We start from the raw sequence: 18,030 nt of genomic DNA, 5'->3' as shown, positions 1-18,030 counted from the left end.
CGCTTACCCTCGCAATAACGTGGCAATATTTTCAAACACCTTGTCGATATCCTGTTCCCCATTGATTGTACGCAAGATACCCTCTTTGGAGTAGTAATCAACTAAAAGATTAGCTTGAGAAATATTAACATCTAAACGTTGTGTTACTACTTCTGCTTTGTCATCATCTCGTTGGAATAGCTTGCTGCCATCTTTATCACAGATTCCATCCACTTGAGGTGGGTTAAACACTGTGTGGTAGCTCGCAGCGCAAGTTGGGCAGATCCAGCGACCAGTAAGACGTTCAATTAACAACTCGCGGCGAACCTCGATGTTAATCACGTGGTCAAGTTCACGTCCCAGTTCTTTTAGCATGGAGCTTAATGCTTCAGCTTGTGGAACTGTGCGCGGAAAACCATCGAGAAGAAATCCTTTTGCACAATCATCTTTACTTAAACGTTCCCGCACAATGCCGATCGTAATCTCATCTGGTACCAAGTTACCTTTATCCATGTAGGACTTTGCTTCCAAGCCTAATGGAGTCTGGTTCTTAATAGCAGCCCGGAACATATCTCCGGTAGAGATGTGCGGGAAGTTAAAGGTTTCTACGATACGCTCTGCCTGTGTGCCTTTACCGGCTCCAGGAAGACCCATCAAAATTATATTCATGTCAATCCCCCGTCCACTTACGAAAGACCCTATAAGGAAATCCTTAAAGAATGCTTTCTGCACCAGATCCTCTCCCATTAGGAGGTTCAGAGGTGATTATTATACTCGTTATTTAATGAAGCCTTTGTAATGACGCTGTATAAGCTGGCTCTCGATTTGTTTCATGGTGTCGAGAACAACCCCAATCATAATCAAGATGGAAGTACCACCGATATAAATCGAGTTAGGTAATCCAAACATCTTACTAAATGCGAAAGGCAATAGTGAGATGATAGTCAGGAATATAGCACCGGCGAACGTTAGGCGAGTTAATGTACGAGTAATATATACCTCGGTGTTAGTACCAGGGCGAATTCCAGGAATGTAACCGCCATTCTTTCTCATATTTTCTGCCATTTGAGCAGGATTCATCTGAACAAATGTATAGAAGAACGTAAAGCCAATGATTAACACCGCATAAAGCGTCATGCCAAGCGGAGCGCTAACTTGGAAGTTGTTATAAATCCAGTTAGCAATTCCTTCACCAGTCGGTTTAACCCAGAAACTAGCGATTGTTGACGGAAACACTACTAGCGACACAGCGAAGATTACCGGAATAACCCCTGCTGAGTTGACTTTTAGTGGAATATGAGAAGACTGTCCACCATACATCTTACGTCCTACAACACGTTTCGCATACTGAACAGGAATCTTACGCAAGCCTTGTTGCATGAAGATAATCCCTACAACCAGCAATAGAACCGCAAGTAGAATCAATAAGATTTTAATAACTCCAAAGAAAACTTGCGAGTTGGGATTGTTAAACTGCATCTCATAGATTGTATGAATCCCACCAGGTATATTGGCGACGATACCCGCCATGATGATAATGGAAATACCATTACCAATGCCCTTTTCGGTAATTTGCTCACCTAACCACAGCAAAAAAGCAGTTCCTGCTGTTAGAGTCAAAGCAATTAACAAAAAGCTGCTCCAAGATGTATCAGTAACTAATCCGTTCATCATTCGGTTAAAACCATAGGTCATACCAAGTGATTGGATAAATCCAAGAACAATCGTACCGTAGCGTGTTACCTGCGCAATTTTGCGACGTCCCACTTCTCCTTCCTTCGACCATTGCGTAAACTTCGGAACCACATCCATGGAAAGAAGCTGCATAATGATCGAAGCAGTGATGTATGGCATAATTCCCATCGCGAAGATAGAGAATTTTTTCAATGCACCACCAGAGAATGTATCCAGAAGACCTACAAAATTGTTGGTATTACCTTGAAGTAAATCAACATTGATGTTAGGCACAGGAACGTGGGTTCCAATTCGGAAGACGACAAGCATCAAAAGAGTGAAAAACACCTTTCGACGCAGGTCGCCTATCTTAAAGATGTTAGAAAAAGATCCTAACATTAGATCACCTCAGTGGTTCCACCGACTTGAGCAATCTTTTCAGCAGCAGCACCAGAGAATTTGTGAGCTTTTACTGTTAGCTTCACTGTTAATTCACCGTTAGCCAAAACTTTCACGCCATCACGAAGAGCACTGATAACTCCTGTTTCTTTAAGCAACTCAGGTGTAACCACTGTACCTTCAGCAAAGCGGTTCAATGCATCTAGAGATACGATTGCAAACTCTTTGCGGTTGATGTTGTGGAAGCCACGTTTAGGTAAACGACGGAATAGTGGGTTTTGACCACCCTCAAATCCTGGGCGTACGCCACCACCAGAACGAGCATTTTGACCTTTGTGACCTTTACCAGCTGTTTTACCAGTTCCGCTACCGATACCACGTCCTAGACGTTTACGCTCATGACGGGAACCTTCTGCTGGTTTAAGTTCATGCAATTTCATAGGTTGCACCTCCTCACTATCAATCTGTAGCTTATTCTCCGATTTCCTTTACATCTACAAGATGTTTAACTTTGAAAATCATACCACGCATTGCTACGTTATCTTCTTTTTCTACTGTTTGACGGATTTTGCGAAGGCCAAGGGCTTTCACCGTTTCCTTCTGGTCAGCCGGACGACCGATGAGGCTACGTTTTAGCGTGATTTGTAATGATTTCGCCATGTCCCTTTCCCTCCTTCTATCCTAAAAGTTCTGCGACAGTTTTTCCGCGAAGTTTAGCTACGTCCTCAGCAGTTTTCAGACGGCTAAGACCTTCAAGAGTAGCGCTAACCATGTTGATTGGGTTGTTAGAACCCAAAGATTTACTCAACACGTCACCTACACCTGCAAGTTCAAGTACCGCACGAACTGGGCCACCCGCGATAACTCCTGTACCTTCAGAAGCTGGCTTGATCAATACGCGGCCAGAACCGAAATGGCACAAAACTTCGTGAGGGATGGTAGTTCCTTTTAAAGGTACGCGAATCATGTTTTTCTTCGCGTCATCAATTGCTTTACGAATAGCGTCCGGTACTTCTTGGGCTTTACCCATACCAGAGCCAACATGGCCGTTCTTATCGCCTACTACTACTAGTGCGCTAAAGCTGAAGCGACGACCACCCTTAACCACTTTCGCTACGCGGTTAACAGCGACGACTCTTTCTTCTAGCTCTAATTTGCTAGCGTCGATACGCATTCTTTTCCCTCCTTGTATCTTATTGTCTCCTAGAATTGCAGACCAGCTTCACGTGCTGCATCAGCTAGTGCTTTAACACGTCCATGGTACAAGTAACCACCACGGTCAAAGACGATTTCAGTGAGACCTTTTTCTTGAGCGCGTGCTGCGATCAAGTTACCAACAGCAGTTGCTGCTTCAATATTAGAACCGTTATTTAAGTTAAGCTCTTTATCAAGTGAAGATGCAGCTGCAAGAGTTGTACCTGCTACATCATCGATTAACTGAGCATAGATATGCTTAGAAGAACGGAAAACGTTCAAACGTGGACGAGCAGCAGAACCCATTACACGCTTACGAATACGCAGTTGACGTTTTTTCCGTGCTTTGTTTTTATCGTTTTTCGTAAACATTAAGCGGCCTCCTTTCTGATGAAACTATGCGGCTTATTTACCTTTTTTACCTTCTTTACGACGAACAACTTCATTGCTGTAACGAATACCTTTACCTTTGTAAGGCTCAGGTTTACGTAGAGAACGGATTTCAGCAGCCACTTGGCCTACACGCTCTTTATCGATACCTTTAACAACAAGTGTTGTTTGGTTAGTTAATTCTAATTCGATTCCTTTTTCAGGAGTTACCTCAACTGGGTGAGAGAAACCTAAAGAAAGAGTTACACCGTTAGCAGACTTAGCTCCACGATAACCTACACCTACTAGTTCAAGTGTACGAGTGAAACCTTCAGATACACCTACAACCATGTTCGAAACCAAGGCACGAGTAGTACCATGGAGAGAACGATGAAGTTTATTGTCAGACGGACGCTCAACGTTTACTTCAGATTCAGAAATGTTGATTTTGATGTCCGGATGAAAGTTACGAACGAGAGTACCCTTAGGGCCTTTTACTGTCAACTCTGTACCGTTCAGAGTTAAAGTAACGCCTGCAGGAACCGTAATCGGTTTTTTACCGACACGTGACATGACTTGCACCTCCTGTGCGTAAATCTAAGATTACCAAATATAAGCTAGTACTTCTCCACCAACATGTGCTTGACGAGCTTGTTTGTCAGTCAAAACACCTTTGGAAGTAGAGATCAAAGCGACACCTAGTCCGCCTAATACACGAGGAATTTCATTGTTGTTAGCATAAACACGGTGTCCTGGCTTACTGATACGTTTTAGGCCAGTGATTACACGTTCGTTGTTAACCCCGTATTTAAGGAACAAACGAATGATTCCTTGCTTGTTGTCTTCAATAAATTCCGCATCACGGATAAAGCCCTCTTCTTTCAAAATACGAGCAATTTCCTTCTTTAGGTTAGATGCAGGAATTTCAACTTTCTCGTGACGAACCATGTTCGCATTGCGGACACGAGTTAGCATATCAGCAACTGGATCAGTCATTACCATGAGAGAAAAACCTCCTTCCCGTCTATATTACCAGCTGGCTTTCTTTACACCTGGAATTTGGCCTTTGTAAGCCAATTCACGGAAGCAAATACGGCACAGTTTAAATTTGCGAAGCACAGAGTGCGGACGACCGCAACGTTCGCAACGAGTATACGCACGAACTTTGAACTTTGGATCACGCTGTTGCTTCACGATCATAGATTTCTTTGCCACAATTGTCCCTCCTTACGATAGGGTTTATTTACGGAATGGCATACCCATCTGAGTTAGAAGTTCACGAGCTTCTTCGTCAGTTTTCGCAGATGTTACCACTACGATGTCCATACCGCGAACCTTATCAATTTTATCGTATTCGATCTCTGGAAAAATCAATTGCTCTTTAAGACCAAGAGTATAATTTCCACGACCGTCAAAAGCTTTGGATGAAATACCACGGAAGTCACGAACACGTGGTAGAGATACGTTCATCAATTTATCGAGGAATTGGTACATACGCTCACCACGAAGTGTTACCTTCGCACCGATTGGCATACCTTCACGCAATTTGAAACCAGCGATAGACTTCTTCGCACGAGTAACAATTGGTTTTTGACCAGCGATTAATTGCAAATCTTCAATGGCTGTATCGATAGCTTTTGCGTTAGCAACTGCTTCACCAACACCAATGTTGATTACGATTTTCTCTACTTTAGGAACTTGCATGACAGTTTTGTAGTTAAACTTAGTCATCAAGCTAGGAACGATTTCCTGCAAGTACTTATCTTTCAATCTTGCTGCCATTTAAGACAACCTCCTTTCCGACCTGACTACTTATCGATTACTTCGCCAGATTTTTTCGCAACCCGAACTTTTTTACCGTTCTCTAATACTTTGTAACCTACGCGGGTAGGTTTTCCTGTTTTAGGGTCAATTAGAGAGACATTAGAAACGTGAATGGCAGCTTCTTGTGTTACGATTCCGCCTTGAGGATTCGCTTGAGAAGGACGAGCATGCTTCTTCACAAGATTAATACCTTCTACCAACACACGGTCTTTTTTAGGTAAAGCAGCCAATACTTGACCTTTTTTACCTTTGTCTTTGCCCGCAGTAACGATAACCATATCGCCTTTTTTTACGTGCATCGCTGGGTGCACCTCCTATCGAACAAAATACAAATTTGTTACGTTAATTTAGATAACCTCAGGAGCCAGAGAGATGATCTTCATGAAGTCTTTTTCACGAAGCTCACGAGCAACCGGTCCAAAGATACGAGTACCACGTGGAGAGTTATCATCTTTGATAACTACAGCTGCATTCTGGTCGAAGCGGATGTAAGAACCATCATTACGACGTACGCCACTAACGGTACGAACGATAACAGCCTTAACTACTTGACCTTTCTTGACAACTCCTCCGGGTGTAGCAGCTTTGACAGAGCAAACGATAATGTCGCCTACGTTAGCAGTCTTGCGGCCAGATCCACCAAGAACCTTAATGCACATTAATTCTTTAGCACCAGAGTTGTCAGCAACTGCTAGTCTGGATTGAGTTTGGATCATTCTGAGTCACTCCCTTCGGATGTGATGTTTTATCCGAGTCTATCATATAGTAAGCTATCTTATACAATGACAGCTTCTTGTACTACTTTTACAAGACGGAATCTCTTGTCCTTAGAAAGCGGACGAGTTTCCATAATTTCTACGATATCACCGATTTTAGCTGTATTGTTTTCATCGTGTGCTTTGAACTTTTTAGAGTACTTCACACGCTTACCATACAACGTATGTTTTTTGTAGGTTTCAACCAGAACAACAACAGTTTTATCCATTTTGTCTGATACTACACGACCTACCAGCGTTCTACGCAAATTGCGTTGTGCGGTCATCGTTGGAACCTCCTTCCTTATATTAGCCGATTCCTAATTCACGTTGGCGTAGGATAGTTTTCGCGCATGCGATATCCTTACGCACTTGCTTAATACGAGCCGTGTTTTCCAATTGGCCAGTAGCTAATTGAAAACGAAGGTTGAACAATTCTTCTTTCAAAGAAGAAACGTTTTGTTCGATCTCGGCAGTGGTTAGATTGCGGTATTCATTAGCCTTCATGTGCGTCACCACCCACTTCTTCGCGCTTAACAAACTTACACTTAACAGGTAGTTTGTGCATAGCAAGACGCATAGCTTCACGCGCTACTTCTTCAGATACACCAGCAAGTTCAAACATAACTTTACCTGGTTTAACTACAGCAACCCATTTTTCAACGGAACCTTTACCAGAACCCATGCGGACTTCTAAAGGTTTTTGTGTAATCGGTCTGTCTGGGAAAACTTTAATCCAAACTTTACCGCCACGACGGATATAACGTGTCATCGCAATACGTGCTGCCTCGATTTGACGATTCGTTACCCAAGCTGGTTCAAGAGCTTGGAGGCCATATTCACCGAAAGCAACAGTTGTACCGCCTTTAGCGTTACCGGACAACTTCGGACGATGTTGTTTACGATGCTTCACGCGTTTAGGCATCAACATGTTTACTTGCCTCCTTCCACTCGTGCAACGTTCTTCTTAGTTGGAAGAACTTCACCACGGTAGATCCATACTTTTACACCGATGCGGCCATAAGTAGTGTGAGCTTCAGCTGTACCATAGTCGATGTCAGCACGCAATGTATGAAGAGGTACAGTACCTTCGCTGTAACCTTCAGAACGAGCGATATCAGCTCCACCTAGACGACCACTAACAAGTGTTTTGATACCTTTCGCACCTGCACGCAAAGAACGAGTGATTGTTTGCTTTTGTGCACGACGGAAAGAAATACGGTTTTCTAATTGACGAGCAATGTTTTCAGCTACTAAAGTAGCGTCAAGATCAGGTTTCTTGATCTCGTTGATATTGATGTGTACACGCTTGCTAGTAAGTTGGGAAAGAGCTTTACGAAGTGTTTCAACTTCAGAGCCACCTTTACCGATAACCATACCAGGCTTAGCAGTGTGAATTGTTACGTTTACGCGGTTTGCAGCGCGTTCGATTTCAACTGTAGATACAGCAGCGTCTTTAAGACGACCTTTGATGTATTTACGAATGTGAAGGTCTTCATGCAACAAAGTTGCGAAGTCCTTATCAGCATACCATCTGGATTCCCAGTCACGAATTACGCCAACTCGCAGACCGACCGGACTTACCTTTTGTCCCACTCAATTTCCCTCCTTATTTTTCGTTTAGTACCACTGTAATGTGGCTAGTGCGCTTATGAATACGGCTAGCACGACCCATTGCACGTGGGCGGAATCGTTTCAAGGTAGGACCTTGATCTACGAAAATTTGACTCACAACAAGATTCTCAACGTCCATGTTGTGGTTATGCTCAGCATTAGCAATCGCAGAGTTTAAAAGCTTCTCTACTACTGGAGAACCTGCTTTAGGAGTGTGTTTCAAAATACCTAGAGCTTCTCCAATTTTCTTGCCTCTGATTAGATCGATAACTAGACGCACTTTACGAGGCGCGATTCGAATATTACGAGCAACTGCTTTAGATTCCATGATTGTACCTCCCCTCTATGAAGAGAATAATTAGCGCTTCTTGGATTTTTTGTCGTTGTCGACGTGACCCCTGAAGGTACGAGTAGGTGCGAATTCACCTAATTTGTGTCCGACCATATCTTCAGTCACGTATACAGGAACATGTTTACGACCATCGTATACAGCGAATGTATGACCGATAAAATCAGGGAAGATAGTAGAACGGCGAGACCAAGTTTTGACAACTTTCTTCTCGTTTTTCTCGTTCAAAGCATCAACCTTTTTCATCAAGTGGTCGTCCACGAAAGGACCTTTCTTCAAGCTACGACCCATAGTTCAGAAACCTCCCTTCGCCAAAGGCGTTCGGTTTATTGTATTATCCGATCTTACTTCTTACGGCGACGGATAATGTATTTATCGTTCTTGTTTTTCTTCTTACGAGTCTTAAGACCCAATGCAGGTTTACCCCAAGGAGTAACTGGTGCTTTACGACCGATAGGAGCGCGACCTTCACCACCACCGTGTGGGTGATCGTTAGGGTTCATTACGCTACCGCGAACAGTAGGACGTACGCCCAACCAACGTTTACGACCAGCTTTACCGATGTTGATCAACTCATGATCCAAGTTACCAACTTGACCGATAGTAGCACGGCATACGTTGTGGATACGACGAGTTTCACCAGAACCTAGACGCACGATTACGAATTCGCCATCGCGACCTAGCAATTGAGCAGAAGTACCAGCTGCACGAACCAACTGAGCACCTTTACCTGGTTTCAACTCAATGTTGTGGATTGTTGTACCAACAGGAATGTTTACAAGTGGTAAGCAGTTACCTGTTTTGATGTCTGCATCTGCGCCAGATACAATCTCATCTCCAACTTTCAAACCATGTGGAGCGATGATGTAACGCTTTTCACCATCAACGTAGTTAATTAACGCGATGTTTGCAGAACGGTTTGGATCGTATTCGATAGTAGCTACGCGACCTACGATACCATCTTTGTTACGTTTGAAATCGATAACACGATATTTACGCTTATGGCCGCCACCTTGATGACGAACAGTAATCTTACCTTGGTTATTACGTCCAGCTTTTTTGTTAAGCGGTTGTAGAAGAGATTTCTCCGGAGTGGAGGTTGTGATCTCTTCGAAGGTAGAAACCGTCATATGGCGACGACTCGGAGAAGTCGGTTTAAACTTCTTGATACCCATTCCTTATTCCCTCCTTATAGAAAGTCGTCGAGCTTAAATACCTTCGTAGAATTCTAGCTCTTTGCTATCAGCAGTCAATTTAACGATTGCTTTTTTCCACTCAGAAGTGTATCCAGCATATTTACCATAGCGTTTAGGTTTTGCAGCAACGCGAATTGTGTTAACTGCTTCAACTTTTACGCCGAAAACTTTCTCAATAGCTTGTTTGATTTCCGTTTTGTTGGCTTTCATAGGTACTTCGAAAACGTACTTCTTGTCAGCCATCATATCGGTGGTGCGCTCAGTAATGATAGGGCGCTTGATAACATCGTGAAGGCTCTTCATTATGCGAGCACCTCCTCTACTTTAGCAATCGCTTCTTTAGTTACGATTACTTTATCATGAGCAACTAGGTCAAGAACGTTAACGCCAACAGCATCAATGCACTTAGCACCTGGGATGTTGCGAGAAGAAAGAGCAACGTTTTGATCATAATCTGCTGTTACGATAAGAACTTTACGATCAACTTTCAAGTTAGAAAGAATACCAGCAAATTCCTTAGTTTTAGGAGCAGACATAGTCAATGCATCTAGTACCAACAATTCATTGTTTTGTACTTTTGTAGATAGAGCGGATTTAAGAGCCAAACGACGAACTTTACGGTTTAGCTTATATCCATATTTGCGAGGTGTAGGTCCGAATACTACGCCGCCGCCTTTCCATTGAGGAGAGCGAATAGATCCTTGGCGTGCACGACCAGTACCTTTTTGACGCCATGGTTTGCGTCCGCCACCACGTACTTCAGAACGATTTTTAACATCGTGAGTACCTTGGCGTTGAGAAGCTTGTTGCATAACGATTGCATCAAACAGTACAGCGTTGTTTGGTTCGATACCGAATACAGCTTCAGCCAATTCGATGTCGCCTACTTGCGCACCTGTTTGGTTATAAAGAGCTACTTTTGGCATGTCAGTTCCTCCTTTCCTTATTTCTTGACAGCCGTACGCACGACTACGTAGCTGTTTTTAGGTCCAGGTATGGAACCTTTAACAAGAATCAAGTTACGGTCTGTATCAACTTTAACAACCTCAAGATTTTGGATTGTTACTTTTTCGCCACCCATTTGACCAGGCAATTTCATACCTTTGAATACACGGTTAGCTGCGATAGAACCCATGGAACCTGGTCCACGATGGTAACGAGAACCGTGAGCCATTGGACCACGAGCGTGGTTGTGGCGTTTGATAGAACCTGCAAAACCTTTACCTTTTGTCTCGCCGGACACGTCTACAAACTCTCCTGCGGCAAAAATATCGGCTTTAAGTTCTTGACCTACCTCATAATCAGCGAGGTTAATTCCGTTGATTTCACGGATGAAGCGCTTAGGTGCAGTGTTAGCTTTAGCTGCATGCCCTTTTTCAGGTTTGTTCGTACGATTTTCTTTCTTATCGTCGTAACCGATCTGAATTGCCTCATATCCATCAGTCGCTTGATCCTTCTTTTGAAGAACCACGCAAGGACCTGCTTGGATTACAGTTACAGCAGTCGCTGTACCATTTTCAGCGAAAACTTGAGTCATTCCAAGTTTTTTTCCTAAGATTCCTTTGGTCATTTGTGCCACCTCCTACATTAACATTTTCATAAAATGACCTTTGTTGTATCAAGTCCCTACTGACGAGCAGGGGAGCTATATGGTGAATCCTTTAACTTCCGTACTCATCAAGACAACGCTAGCTAGCGTGTCGCGCTCTAGGTAGAGATTAAAGCTTAATCTCAATATCAACACCAGATGGTAGATCCAAACGCATTAGTGCATCAACCGTTTGTGGTGTTGGATTCAAGATATCAATTAGACGCTTATGCGTACGCATTTCGAATTGCTCACGAGAATCTTTATACTTATGAACCGCACGAAGAATTGTGTACACAGCTTTCTCAGTAGGAAGCGGAATCGGACCAGATACATTTGCACCGGAACGTTTCGCAGTTTCTACGATTTTTTCTGCTGATTGATCTAGAATCTTATGATCATATGCTTTCAATCGGATACGAATCTTTTGTTTTGCCATTGTAGTCCCTCCTTTTTCGCCCATATTATAACGGACATTTCTCCGCGAAAATATCCTGCACCCCAGCAATGGCAAAGGAGCCGGGTGTGTCAGCAACCTCCCGCATCATCGCAAGTCCATGACCAACATTCACTATTTTACTAAAGAAATATAGGCATTGCAAGTTTTTTTTGTAATTCCTATGAATTTCTAATCAAACAAGTATAATAGAGTTATGCGAGCTACGACTTTTGCTATTATACAATAGAAAGGAGCCTTCATGTGATTGAAAAGTCTGGAAGCCTTTATGACCAAATTGGAGGAGCTCCCACCCTTAGGAAACTAGTAAATCACTTCTATGATTTGGTTGCCAAGCATGAAGACTTAATTCCTATTTTTCCATCTGATCTTACAGAAGTAAAAGCAAAGCAATATTTGTTTCTTACTCAATTTCTTGGTGGACCTTCTCTCTATTCTGAAAAACATGGACACCCCATGCTTCGCGCGCGTCACTTGCCTTTTGAAATTACTCCAAAACGAGCAGGAGCTTGGCTTCATTGTATGGAACAGGCTCTAGATCATACTGAGATTGAGGAACCGATGAAATCTCAGATTTTTGAACGACTTACTTTGACAGCACACCATATGATTAATCATTGGAATCAACAAGAAGGAACGCCATCCTAGGCGTCCCTTCTTCTATATAATATAGGTTTTTCACTCTTGGAACTTCATTTAAACTCCTCTACCTTTGATAGATAGTGGAATTTTCACAGGGCGCGGCTTTGTAGAACCTAGATAAACTCCCGCAACTGTGCATAGCAGAGCAATTATAGCCAAATAAGTAAACGGCTCATCAATAAGCAAAGCAGCAAAAAGCAAACTCGCTATTGGCATGCCATTGAGAAAAATAGATGTTTGACTAGCCCCTATCTTTTGAATACCATAATTCCAGCCTAATGATCCGAGACCACTGGATATGCCACCCGAGCAAAAAATTACAAACCAGGTGAACCAACTGGTATTCATCTCCTGATAAATATATGTAGGATACATCCCCACGCTCAAAATCCCTAACATGATAGCACCTATCCACTGAGAATACGCCGTCAGCTCCCATACCGGCAAACCAGTTGACTTAGCCCCTCTTACCAATAAACCACCTGCTACATACATCAGCATAGATCCAAAGATAATGATCTCGCCCAATCCAAAGGAGATTTGTCCATTCCCTTTTGATGTAACTGCAATAATTACACCAGTAAAACCAAGTAAAATACCTAAGCCCTTGCGGAAACTTAGCTTTTCTCCAAAAAACATAGCGGCTGATAAGCTAGTGGCTAAAGGATTTAATGCCAAAATCAATGAGGTGCTTCCAGCCGTACTATGTTGAAGCCCCCAAGCTAAAAGAATCTGATGCAAAGCAATTGACGTAGAGCCGATTGCTACTATAAACAGCCATTGCTTTACTGATATCTTACATTTTTCTTTCTTAATAAATAGGATTGGCGTTAATACAATTGCCGCAATCAACATACGAATTGCCGCAATGACCACTGGAGGAAAAAAAGACAGATATTTTATCATTACTACATTAAGTCCCCAGAAGCATACTACAGATGTTAATATGACATAGATGTATGAATCTTTCTTTCCCACTTCTGTTCCACTCCTCAATCAAATATGAAAGGTATTGTAACAGGTTGATAATGATTTGACTATAGGGTGGCTGAAAAGTAACGTTTACAAAGGCATACAAAAAACCCGAGGAATATATCCTCGGGTTTTTATATCAAGTAAAAATTACTCAACGATAGTAGATACTACGCCAGCGCCTACTGTACGGCCACCTTCGCGGATCGCGAAACGAGTACCTTGTTCCATTGCAACTGGAGCGATAAGTTCAACAGTGAACTCAGTGTTATCGCCAGGCATGATCATTTCAACGCCTTCTGGCAATTGAACGATACCTGTTACGTCAGTTGTACGGAAGTAGAACTGTGGACGGTAGTTAGCGAAGAATGGAGTATGACGTCCACCTTCTTCTTTAGATAGAACGTAAACTTCACATTTGAATTTAGTGTAAGGTTTAACGGAACCTGGTTTAGCTAGACATTGTCCACGCTCGATGTCTTTACGCTCAACACCACGTAGAAGAGCACCAATGTTATCCCCAGCTTCAGCTTGATCAAGAAGCTTACGGAACATCTCAACACCTGTTACAGTGGAGTTGCGAGTTTCTTCTTGAAGACCGATGATTTCGATAGCGTCACCAACTTTGATAACACCGCGCTCAACGCGACCAGTAGCAACTGTACCACGACCAGTGATTGTGAATACGTCCTCTACAGGCATCAAGAATGGTTTGTCAGTAGCACGTTCTGGAGTTGGGATGTAAGAATCAACAGCTTCCATCAACTCAAGGATTTTCTTAGCCCATTCGCCATTTGGATTATCCAAAGCTTCTTTAGCAGAACCTTTGATTACTGGAGTGTCGTCACCTGGGAACTCGTATTGAGACAATAGGTCACGGATTTCCATTTCAACTAGTTCTAGCAACTCTTCATCGTCAACCATGTCGCATTTGTTCATGAATACTACGATGTAAGGTACACCTACTTGTTTAGAAAGAAGGATGTGCTCACGAGTTTGCGGCATTGGACCGTCAGCAGCAGATACTACTAGGATCGCTCCGTCCATTTGTGCAGCACCAGTGATCATGTTTTTAACATAGTCAGCATGGCCTGGGCAGTCAACGTGTGCATAGTGACGAGTTTCAGTTTCGTACTCAACGTGTGCAGTGTTGATTGTGATACCACGCTCGCGCTCTTCAGGAGCAGCGTCGATGCTACCGTAGTCCATAGCAGTTGCTCCACCAGTTACTGAAAGAACAGTAGTGATAGCAGCAGTTAGAGTTGTTTTACCATGGTCAACGTGACCGATAGTACCAATGTTAACGTGGGGTTTATTCCGCTCAAATTTAGCTTTTGCCATGAGAATTTGTGCCTCCTTAAAGATTAAAGGTTTTTTATAATAAGTATAGAGAGAAAGGTTTACATGCAGTTGGTTGTAACCAAACAATATTGTAAACCTTTCTTCTTTGAAGATAAAGAGAGAAATCTACACTGGAAGTAAATTCCCAAAAAATAGATACTGATTATTCACCTTTAGACTTCTTGATGATTTCATCAGAAATATTTCTTGGTACTTCTTCGTAGTGGTCGATTTGCATAGAGTACTGACCGCGACCTTGTGTACGGGAACGTAGTACTGTAGAGTAACCAAACATCTCAGAAAGTGGAACCATTGCACGGATAACTTGTGCGTTTGCACGAGCATCCATACCTTCAATGCGTCCACGACGAGAGTTAAGGTCACCCATTACGTCACCCATGTAGTCCTCAGGTACAGTAACTTCTACTTTCATAACTGGCTCAAGAAGAACAGCTCCACACTTCTTAGCTGCTTCTTTAAGTGCCAAGGAACCTGCAACTTTAAACGCCATCTCAGAGGAGTCTACATCATGGTAGCTACCGTCTACAAGAACAGCTTTAATGTCTACAAGTGGGAATCCTGCAAGAACACCATTTTTCATAGATTCTTCGATACCCGCTTGAGCTGCTGGGATGTATTCACGAGGAACCGCACCACCAACAATTTTGTTCTCAAACATGAAGCCTTGACCTGGCTCAAGTGGAGAGAACTCAACCACAACGTGACCGTATTGACCACGACCACCGGATTGGCGTACGAATTTACCATCAACCTTAGCAGATCCGCGGAATGTTTCACGGTAAGCTACTTGTGGAGCACCCACGTTAGCTTCTACCTTGAATTCGCGTCTCATACGGTCAACGATGATATCTAGGTGAAGCTCACCCATACCACCGATGATGGTTTGTCCAGTCTCTTCATCAGTGTGCGTACGGAACGTTGGATCCTCTTCAGAAAGTTTAGAAAGGGCGATACCCATCTTATCTTGGTCTGCTTTGGATTTTGGTTCAATAGCAACGTGGATAACTGGCTCAGGGAATACCATAGACTCAAGGATAACTGGCGACTTCTCATCGCACAAGGTATCCCCAGTTGTAGTATCCTTCAAACCTACAGCCGCTGCGATGTCACCGGAGTAAACCATAGGGATTTCTTCACGGTGGTTAGCGTGCATTTGTAGGATACGTCCGATACGCTCGCGTTTACCCTTAGTAGAGTTCAGCAAGTAAGAACCGGAAGCTAGTGTACCAGAGTATACACGGAAGAATGTAAGTTTACCAACGTAAGGGTCAGTCATGATCTTAAATGCAAGAGCAGAGAACGGACCATTGTCATCGGATTCACGAACTACTTCTTCTTCACTATCAGGAAGAGTACCTTTGATAGCTGGTACGTCAATTGGAGCTGGCAAGTAGTCAACTACTGCATCCAACATCAATTGAACACCTTTGTTCTTATAGGAAGAACCACAAAGAACAGGAACTAGATTAACTGCGATAGTACCTTTACGCAGAGCAACTTTGATTTCTTCAATCGTTAACTCTTCGCCTTCAAGGTATTTCATCATTAATTCTTCGTCTTGTTCTGCAGCTGCTTCAACAAGATGCATGCGAAGTTCTTCGCATCTTTCTTTCAATTCAGCAGGAATCTCTGTAGTTTCAGAAGTTTTGCCCAAGTCATCTACATAGATGTGAGCTTTCATTTCAACAAGGTCAACGATACCTGTGAAATTATCTTCAGCACCAATTGGGTATTGGATAGCTACAGGGTTAGCGCCTAGACGCTCTTTAATTTGTTCCAAACACATATCATAGTTTGCACCCATGATATCCATTTTGTTTACGTAACAAATACGTGGTACACCATAACGGTCTGCTTGGCGCCATACAGTCTCAGACTGAGGTTCTACGCCGCCCTTCGCGTCAAAAACCGCAACAGTACCATCAAGTACACGCAGAGAACGTTCAACCTCAACTGTGAAGTCTACGTGACCAGGTGTATCGATGATGTTGATGCGGTGACCATTCCATTGAGCAGTCGTAGCAGCAGAAGTGATTGTGATACCGCGCTCTTGTTCTTGTTCCATCCAGTCCATCGTTGCGGCACCTTCGTGTGTCTCACCGATTTTGTGAACGCGACCGGTATAAAAAAGAATACGCTCGGTTGTTGTCGTTTTACCGGCATCGATGTGTGCCATGATACCGATATTACGCGTATTCGCTAGAGAGAATTCGCGAGCCATTTAGGAATTGCTCCTTCCATACTCATATGTGAGAATATGCGGGTATCAAAAGGATACCCGCCTTTGCATTCTACCAGCGATAGTGTGCAAACGCTTTGTTTGCTTCAGCCATTTTGTGAGTGTCCTCACGTTTCTTAACAGCTGCACCAGTACTGTTTGCTGCATCCATAATTTCGCTAGCCAAACGCTGCTCCATAGTTTTTTCACCACGAAGACGAGCGTAGTTAACTAACCAACGAAGACCAAGAGTCGTACGACGCTCAGGTTTAACCTCGATAGGTACTTGGTAGTTAGCACCACCTACACGGCGAGCTTTTACCTCAAGTACAGGCATGATGTTTTTAAGAGCTTCTTCGAACACTTCCATAGGGTTGCGTCCTGTACGTTCTTGAATGATGTCAAACGAGTTATATAGGATATTTTGCGCAACTCCACGCTTACCGTCCAACATCAAACGGTTGATTAAACGAGTAACCAACTTGCTGTTATGAATTGGATCTGGCAATACGTCGCGTCGAGCAACTGGACCTTTACGCGGCATCAAGTTTCCCTCCTTTTCCTAGAGTTAATATAATGTAATCACGCAACGTGATTATTTTTTTGCAGCCTTCGGACGTTTTGTACCATATTTGGAGCGAGATTGCATACGGTTGTTAACACCCGCAGTATCAAGCGCACCACGTACGATATGATAACGTACCCCTGGTAAGTCTTTTACACGACCACCACGAACTAGTACAACACTATGTTCTTGAAGGTTGTGACCGATACCTCCGATGTAAGCTGTAACCTCGATTCCGTTAGTTAAACGTACACGAGCATACTTACGAAGCGCGGAGTTCGGTTTTTTAGGTGTCATTGTACCTACACGAGTACATACACCACGTTTTTGAGGCGAGCTTTGGTTCGTTTGAGATTTCTTAAAGCTGTTGTACCCTTTTTGTAGAGCTGGGGACTTAGACTTTACTACTTTATCTTTACGACCTTTGCGCACTAATTGGTTAATTGTAGGCATGATCTTTTTCCTCCTTCCTCATTCTTTATTGTAAGACCACAGATCCAGGTGAATCACATATGGGCAAAATAAGATGCCTTTGCCAGAAAAACGCACTGTTCTTCAACAAAAACATGACTTAACCACTCTTTTTTATTGCACAAGCGGCTGCCCCAACCTGTATTCCGCACGCTTTACCTAAGCGCTTCATGGAATCAACAAAGTTGACGGGAACACCCTTTTCTTTACATAGAAGTGCGATCTTTTGTATTAAACGTCTATCTGCATCCTTAGCCAGAAACACTTCCTCAATAAGTCCGTGTTCGATCGCTTTGGTGGTCTGATTAATACCGATCGTTAACTCCTTTGCCCACTCTACTTTTTCATAAGACATGATGATCATATCCTCCAAAGTAATTGAGTATCAGGCACACTCAAGTA

At 43.1% G+C, this 18,030-nt stretch carries 30 protein-coding genes; 1 reads left to right on the top strand and 29 read right to left on the bottom strand.

What is annotated here, in order from left to right:
- Window positions 1-3 precede the first annotated feature (3 nt).
- The 23 genes from AYJ08_RS22230 to rpsJ form a co-directional block, all read right to left on the bottom strand.
- Complete coding sequence (locus tag AYJ08_RS22230) at window positions 4-648, bottom strand: adenylate kinase (RefSeq protein WP_064019510.1); 645 nt, start codon at window positions 646-648, stop codon at window positions 4-6.
- 108 nt (window positions 649-756) lie between these two features.
- Window positions 757-2,052 (bottom strand): preprotein translocase subunit SecY, encoded by a 1,296-nt coding sequence (gene secY, locus AYJ08_RS22225; RefSeq protein ID WP_064019501.1) that lies wholly within the window; start codon window positions 2,050-2,052, stop codon window positions 757-759.
- The gene (rplO, locus tag AYJ08_RS22220; RefSeq protein WP_003333776.1) at window positions 2,052-2,492 is read right to left on the bottom strand and encodes a 50S ribosomal protein L15; all 441 of its coding nucleotides are present in this window, start codon (window positions 2,490-2,492) and stop codon (window positions 2,052-2,054) included. Before rplO ends, secY begins: the two co-directional genes overlap by 1 nt.
- Before the next feature lie 31 nt (window positions 2,493-2,523).
- Window positions 2,524-2,712, bottom strand: a complete 189-nt coding sequence (gene rpmD / locus AYJ08_RS22215; RefSeq protein ID WP_018673886.1) for a 50S ribosomal protein L30 — start codon at window positions 2,710-2,712, stop codon at window positions 2,524-2,526.
- 16 nt (window positions 2,713-2,728) lie between these two features.
- The gene (gene rpsE, locus AYJ08_RS22210; protein ID WP_003333777.1) at window positions 2,729-3,226 is read right to left on the bottom strand and encodes a 30S ribosomal protein S5; all 498 of its coding nucleotides are present in this window, start codon (window positions 3,224-3,226) and stop codon (window positions 2,729-2,731) included.
- Window positions 3,227-3,255: 29 nt separating this feature from the next.
- Window positions 3,256-3,618 carry a 50S ribosomal protein L18 gene (gene rplR, locus AYJ08_RS22205; RefSeq protein ID WP_031413212.1) on the bottom strand — a complete coding sequence of 121 codons (363 nt, stop codon included), beginning with the start codon at window positions 3,616-3,618 and terminating at the stop codon, window positions 3,256-3,258.
- Window positions 3,619-3,651: 33 nt separating this feature from the next.
- Window positions 3,652-4,188: a 50S ribosomal protein L6 gene (rplF, locus tag AYJ08_RS22200; protein WP_003333779.1), complete on the bottom strand. Its 537-nt coding sequence runs from the start codon at window positions 4,186-4,188 to the stop codon at window positions 3,652-3,654.
- Between the two features lie 30 nt (window positions 4,189-4,218).
- On the bottom strand, window positions 4,219-4,617 hold the full coding sequence (gene rpsH, locus AYJ08_RS22195; protein WP_003333780.1) for a 30S ribosomal protein S8: 399 nt from the start codon (window positions 4,615-4,617) through the stop codon (window positions 4,219-4,221).
- A 27-nt stretch (window positions 4,618-4,644) separates the two neighbouring features.
- Window positions 4,645-4,830 (bottom strand): type Z 30S ribosomal protein S14, encoded by a 186-nt coding sequence (locus AYJ08_RS22190; RefSeq protein ID WP_003333781.1) that lies wholly within the window; start codon window positions 4,828-4,830, stop codon window positions 4,645-4,647.
- A gap of 24 nt (window positions 4,831-4,854) precedes the next feature.
- Window positions 4,855-5,397 (bottom strand): 50S ribosomal protein L5, encoded by a 543-nt coding sequence (gene rplE / locus AYJ08_RS22185; protein ID WP_003333782.1) that lies wholly within the window; start codon window positions 5,395-5,397, stop codon window positions 4,855-4,857.
- Between the two features lie 26 nt (window positions 5,398-5,423).
- Window positions 5,424-5,738, bottom strand: coding sequence for a 50S ribosomal protein L24 (rplX, locus tag AYJ08_RS22180; protein WP_003333783.1), 315 nt, complete (start codon window positions 5,736-5,738; stop codon window positions 5,424-5,426).
- A 48-nt stretch (window positions 5,739-5,786) separates the two neighbouring features.
- Window positions 5,787-6,155, bottom strand: coding sequence for a 50S ribosomal protein L14 (gene rplN, locus AYJ08_RS22175; protein WP_003333784.1), 369 nt, complete (start codon window positions 6,153-6,155; stop codon window positions 5,787-5,789).
- 59 nt (window positions 6,156-6,214) lie between these two features.
- Window positions 6,215-6,481 (bottom strand): 30S ribosomal protein S17, encoded by a 267-nt coding sequence (gene rpsQ, locus AYJ08_RS22170; RefSeq protein ID WP_003333785.1) that lies wholly within the window; start codon window positions 6,479-6,481, stop codon window positions 6,215-6,217.
- Window positions 6,482-6,503: 22 nt separating this feature from the next.
- On the bottom strand, window positions 6,504-6,701 hold the full coding sequence (gene rpmC / locus AYJ08_RS22165) for a 50S ribosomal protein L29 (protein WP_003333786.1): 198 nt from the start codon (window positions 6,699-6,701) through the stop codon (window positions 6,504-6,506).
- Entirely contained in the window at window positions 6,691-7,125 is a 435-nt protein-coding gene (rplP, locus tag AYJ08_RS22160) for a 50S ribosomal protein L16 (protein ID WP_018673893.1), read from the bottom strand. The genes rpmC and rplP overlap by 11 nt, the downstream gene beginning before the upstream one ends.
- A gap of 2 nt (window positions 7,126-7,127) precedes the next feature.
- Complete coding sequence (gene rpsC, locus AYJ08_RS22155; RefSeq protein WP_003333788.1) at window positions 7,128-7,790, bottom strand: 30S ribosomal protein S3; 663 nt, start codon at window positions 7,788-7,790, stop codon at window positions 7,128-7,130.
- Window positions 7,791-7,803: 13 nt separating this feature from the next.
- On the bottom strand, window positions 7,804-8,136 hold the full coding sequence (gene rplV, locus AYJ08_RS22150; RefSeq protein ID WP_003345155.1) for a 50S ribosomal protein L22: 333 nt from the start codon (window positions 8,134-8,136) through the stop codon (window positions 7,804-7,806).
- A gap of 30 nt (window positions 8,137-8,166) precedes the next feature.
- The gene (gene rpsS, locus AYJ08_RS22145) at window positions 8,167-8,448 is read right to left on the bottom strand and encodes a 30S ribosomal protein S19 (RefSeq protein ID WP_003333791.1); all 282 of its coding nucleotides are present in this window, start codon (window positions 8,446-8,448) and stop codon (window positions 8,167-8,169) included.
- 53 nt (window positions 8,449-8,501) lie between these two features.
- Window positions 8,502-9,332: a 50S ribosomal protein L2 gene (rplB, locus tag AYJ08_RS22140; RefSeq protein WP_003333792.1), complete on the bottom strand. Its 831-nt coding sequence runs from the start codon at window positions 9,330-9,332 to the stop codon at window positions 8,502-8,504.
- A gap of 33 nt (window positions 9,333-9,365) precedes the next feature.
- The gene (gene rplW, locus AYJ08_RS22135; RefSeq protein WP_003333793.1) at window positions 9,366-9,656 is read right to left on the bottom strand and encodes a 50S ribosomal protein L23; all 291 of its coding nucleotides are present in this window, start codon (window positions 9,654-9,656) and stop codon (window positions 9,366-9,368) included.
- Entirely contained in the window at window positions 9,656-10,279 is a 624-nt protein-coding gene (gene rplD, locus AYJ08_RS22130; protein WP_064019500.1) for a 50S ribosomal protein L4, read from the bottom strand. The genes rplW and rplD overlap by 1 nt, the downstream gene beginning before the upstream one ends.
- A 17-nt stretch (window positions 10,280-10,296) precedes the next feature.
- Entirely contained in the window at window positions 10,297-10,923 is a 627-nt protein-coding gene (gene rplC, locus AYJ08_RS22125) for a 50S ribosomal protein L3 (RefSeq protein ID WP_064019499.1), read from the bottom strand.
- Between the two features lie 148 nt (window positions 10,924-11,071).
- Complete coding sequence (rpsJ, locus tag AYJ08_RS22120) at window positions 11,072-11,380, bottom strand: 30S ribosomal protein S10 (protein ID WP_003333796.1); 309 nt, start codon at window positions 11,378-11,380, stop codon at window positions 11,072-11,074.
- 261 nt (window positions 11,381-11,641) lie between these two features.
- On the opposite strand from rpsJ, the gene AYJ08_RS22115 reads away from it, so the two are divergent.
- Window positions 11,642-12,046 carry a globin domain-containing protein gene (locus tag AYJ08_RS22115; protein ID WP_064019498.1) on the top strand — a complete coding sequence of 135 codons (405 nt, stop codon included), beginning with the start codon at window positions 11,642-11,644 and terminating at the stop codon, window positions 12,044-12,046.
- A gap of 48 nt (window positions 12,047-12,094) precedes the next feature.
- Here the strand turns inward: AYJ08_RS22115 and AYJ08_RS22110 are convergent, their stop codons facing one another.
- From AYJ08_RS22110 to AYJ08_RS22085, 6 genes are all read right to left on the bottom strand, one after another.
- The gene (locus AYJ08_RS22110; protein ID WP_064019497.1) at window positions 12,095-13,018 is read right to left on the bottom strand and encodes a DMT family transporter; all 924 of its coding nucleotides are present in this window, start codon (window positions 13,016-13,018) and stop codon (window positions 12,095-12,097) included.
- A gap of 144 nt (window positions 13,019-13,162) precedes the next feature.
- Window positions 13,163-14,353 (bottom strand): elongation factor Tu, encoded by a 1,191-nt coding sequence (gene tuf, locus AYJ08_RS22105; protein ID WP_003345145.1) that lies wholly within the window; start codon window positions 14,351-14,353, stop codon window positions 13,163-13,165.
- A gap of 163 nt (window positions 14,354-14,516) precedes the next feature.
- On the bottom strand, window positions 14,517-16,595 hold the full coding sequence (fusA, locus tag AYJ08_RS22100) for an elongation factor G (RefSeq protein WP_031413200.1): 2,079 nt from the start codon (window positions 16,593-16,595) through the stop codon (window positions 14,517-14,519).
- A 70-nt stretch (window positions 16,596-16,665) separates the two neighbouring features.
- Window positions 16,666-17,136, bottom strand: coding sequence for a 30S ribosomal protein S7 (gene rpsG / locus AYJ08_RS22095; RefSeq protein WP_003333802.1), 471 nt, complete (start codon window positions 17,134-17,136; stop codon window positions 16,666-16,668).
- Window positions 17,137-17,187: 51 nt separating this feature from the next.
- The gene (gene rpsL / locus AYJ08_RS22090) at window positions 17,188-17,610 is read right to left on the bottom strand and encodes a 30S ribosomal protein S12 (RefSeq protein WP_003333803.1); all 423 of its coding nucleotides are present in this window, start codon (window positions 17,608-17,610) and stop codon (window positions 17,188-17,190) included.
- Between the two features lie 118 nt (window positions 17,611-17,728).
- Window positions 17,729-17,983: a 50S ribosomal protein L7ae-like protein gene (locus tag AYJ08_RS22085; protein WP_003333804.1), complete on the bottom strand. Its 255-nt coding sequence runs from the start codon at window positions 17,981-17,983 to the stop codon at window positions 17,729-17,731.
- Window positions 17,984-18,030 lie beyond the last annotated feature (47 nt).

The sequence above is a fragment of the Brevibacillus sp. SKDU10 genome (genome assembly GCF_001645205.1).
Taxonomy (GTDB): domain Bacteria; phylum Bacillota; class Bacilli; order Brevibacillales; family Brevibacillaceae; genus Brevibacillus_B; species Brevibacillus_B halotolerans.
This window is presented reverse-complemented; position numbering and strand designations above follow the sequence as displayed.